We start from the raw sequence: 3,373 nt of genomic DNA, 5'->3' as shown, positions 1-3,373 counted from the left end.
ATTTTACCAAAGAGAGGTGTCTTTTTGTGTGTTTTTTGATAATTATTTATAAGAAGTTTCAATAACCGCAAGGGTTAAACCTGGATATTCAACTGCAAAAATTGAGTTAAGAAGTTAACAGGATTATTGTAGATACTTCTTAAGATATCGTCGATTTACTGATTATACCGCTCGAATTTTTCGTTTGGAGTCCACGTCTTCTAAATCAATAGTCGTTTTTCTTATTAATGTTTCAATAGTATCCATTATTCGTTCCTCCTTTGGAATAACTACGTTATGTAAAGTTAAAAACATAATAAGCTTATAAAACTAACAAGTGATGAAGAGCTCTTTAACCGACTGATTTACTATGGTATAGTTCACCTTAATAGGAAAGAGAATGAGTTTGGCTGATGATTATCGTATACCTCATGGATCTGTGGGAATGTCGCAAGCAGTTTATAGGGATTGCAAAGCCTAGAAGAGAATACTTCATTGACGATATGATTCCTGAGTGGATTTGATGTTATAAATATTCGTATAAAGAAAAAATGTACGAACGAATATGGCAATTGTAATATAACAAATTAAACTTAAAATGTAATAGTAAATATGTTGGATTTGAAATCAAAAAGTTAAATTAACCTAATGTAACAAATCTAGATTGCAATATAACGGAATTAGTGTTATATTTTAAGTAAATAATGTTACATTAGGAGGTAATCTAATTGGTCATGACAGCAGAGCTTTACTTGAAAGAAAATATAGATGAGCAGATTACCATAAAACCGTGGCTTAAAAAGAATAATTTTCCGATTTTTTTAAGGGATAACTACAACTTTTATGAGGTGACGATACTTGGAACACGGTGTATTTTAATTGAAGCGGTTGACGAGATGCCAAATGTTGATCATCTTCAAAAACATATAAAGCAAATTAAAAACCTGACAGATCGTCAAATTGTTCTATTTTACAAAGATATTACAAGGTATAGAAGAAAAAGTCTGATTGAAAACAGGATTGCCTTTGTGATTGAAGATGGGCAGATGTATTTGCCATTCTTGGGGCTTGACTTGAAAAAAGTCCAAGAACACGTTGAAAAAGAAGTGAAGGGATTCACAACACCCGCGCAGATTGCGTATTTGTACTTCTTGTATAATAAAGAGGAAGTCGTTAATACGACTGATTTTGCTAAAAAGCTGGGCTTTAATATAATGACAGCTTCCAGAGCATTAAATAATCTATACCATGCGAATCTCATCACCTATGAAATTGGAGGAATGACTGGCCGCAGCAAGGAGTATAAGAGGATTACAGATCCGGACTACTTTCTCAGGGGTCGCGAGTATCTAAAGACTCCAGTGAGGAAAATCATCTACACAAAGGCAAGGCCTTTAGGTGCTTTGACTGCTGGACTGGGTGCACTTGCAGAATTATCCATGATCAATCCACCTGGTCATCCGGTTATGGCAATAGATATAAATAAGCTAAATAAAGAAAAGATTGAAGTTGTTAAAAATAAGGACCTTATAAAAGATACAAAACTGGTGGAGTTAGAGCTTTGGGACTATGATCCTGGACTGTTTTCTAATAATCGACATGTGGATTTACTATCTTTGTATGCTTCTTTGAAGGAAGAAACAGATGAAAGGGTTGAACAAGCATTAGAAGAAGTCTTAAGGGGTGAGCCATGGTACACGGACTAGATAAATTTAAAGAGTATTTTGTAAATCACACAAGTCAATATGTCTTTATTGGAGGAACAGCTTGCGATATTCTTATGGATGAACTTGGAGCCTCATTTCGAGCAACCAAGGATCTTGATATGGTGCTCATCATTGAAGCCCTCGATTCCTCTTTTGGAGAAACCTTCTGGCAATTCATAGAAGATGGGGGTTATGAGCATCGTGAGAAGGGAACTGGGGAGAATCAATTTTACCGTTTTACAGATCCGAAAGATACAAGCTTTCCCAAAATGATTGAGCTCTTCAGTAAGCTCCCTAATGAATTTGAACTTAGCTTCGATAGGGGACTGACTCCCATTCATATAGATGAAAGCATTGTCAGTCTCTCTGCTATATTATTAAATGATGACTATTACAATCTATTAGTAAAAGGTAGACGGATGGTGGACGGCTTTTCACTTATTGAATTGGAAACAGTTATCCTGTTTAAGATTAAAGCATGGCTGGATTTGAAAGAACGAAAAGAAGCAGGAGAAGATGTCGATACGAAAAATATAAAGAAACATAAGAATGACGTCTTTAGGCTTCTTGCCAATGTATCACCTGCAAGCAGGGTTGGATCCTCACGGGATATTCAAAATGATGTTATTCAATTCATTGAACAAATTAAGGAAGATAAACCTGATTTGAAGAACTTAGGCATTAGAGGGACAAGTCTTGATGAAATGCTAGAGATTCTAGGGCACATTTTCTTAGGAAAAGCAGAAGCATAAATAAAACACAAATAGTAATCAGAAGACACTTTAAATGAGGTGTCTTTTTTCATGCCCAAAAGGAGGTGAAATTCTATGGCATATAATTTTGGACTTAAGATTGGCATCGAGGTTGTGACTGCTACATATAGTTTAACAGTCACATGGTAAAGTGGTATTGATTGAATCAGCTGTTTGTATTGAAGGATCTGGAATTATGGTTAAATTATTGATGAAAATTTATCCCGGAAGATTATGATAATCATTGTAGAGAAAAGGAACGATGAATAATGAGTCTAACTCCATTGTTTAATTCATTTTGAAAGGCTATCTAACATATTAAATAGACGTTACAAACGGGTTGACTAAATTTGATAAGCGGGTTATTTTAGAAGCAATGGAGCGGACTAATTCCAAAGGGAAATCTTTTTGCTTACTCATTATGAATGACTCATAATTGAGGGAATATTTGGAAGGGGAGCAGATGGTTTATGAGTAAAACAGTCTATTTTTTACAGGGATTAGCACATGATACGGATAATTGGGACGAAGTGATTCACTATTTGCCTGATTCATATCGGACGATAACAATCGATGCTTTAAGTATTGGATTTGAAGGCGATTCTTTTTCATTTGAAAGGGCTGCTCGAGAGTTAAATGAGCGGATCGAGTCCCAGACCCCTTCACTTATTTGCGGATTATCCTATGGCTCCGTTATCGCAACGCATCATGCTGTTTTATTTCCAGAGCAGAAGCACACGTATCTACTGGTAGCCGGCCAAATTCATCCTCCAAAAATTGTAACAAAACCAATGCGTTTCTTTCATCCGGTTGTTTGGAAGGTGATTGAGTGGTATGCAGGAAAAAATGTGAACTACCCACAACTTAAATCCTCCGGATTTTGAAGTGGGGGCTTCCTACGAACTCCATTCTTGTCTGCACAGGTTTCATGCAGAC

General features: G+C 36.0%; 3 protein-coding genes. All 3 read left to right on the top strand.

The window, feature by feature from the left end:
• The first annotated feature begins 707 nt into the window (after nt 1–707).
• Nucleotides 708–1,685, top strand: coding sequence for a MarR family transcriptional regulator (locus tag ABFX15_RS06360; RefSeq protein ID WP_346024631.1), 978 nt, complete (start codon nt 708–710; stop codon nt 1,683–1,685).
• On the top strand, nt 1,670–2,437 hold the full coding sequence (locus ABFX15_RS06355; RefSeq protein WP_346024630.1) for a hypothetical protein: 768 nt from the start codon (nt 1,670–1,672) through the stop codon (nt 2,435–2,437). The genes ABFX15_RS06360 and ABFX15_RS06355 overlap by 16 nt, the downstream gene beginning before the upstream one ends.
• A 470-nt stretch (nt 2,438–2,907) precedes the next feature.
• On the top strand, nt 2,908–3,321 hold the full coding sequence (locus ABFX15_RS06350; protein ID WP_346024629.1) for an alpha/beta fold hydrolase: 414 nt from the start codon (nt 2,908–2,910) through the stop codon (nt 3,319–3,321).
• Nucleotides 3,322–3,373 lie beyond the last annotated feature (52 nt).

The sequence above is a fragment of the Alkalibacterium indicireducens genome (assembly GCF_039522005.1).
GTDB lineage: Bacteria > Bacillota > Bacilli > Lactobacillales > Carnobacteriaceae_A > Alkalibacterium > Alkalibacterium indicireducens.
The sequence above is the reverse complement of the archived record's forward strand: the minus strand, read 5'-3'. Positions and strand labels throughout refer to the sequence as shown.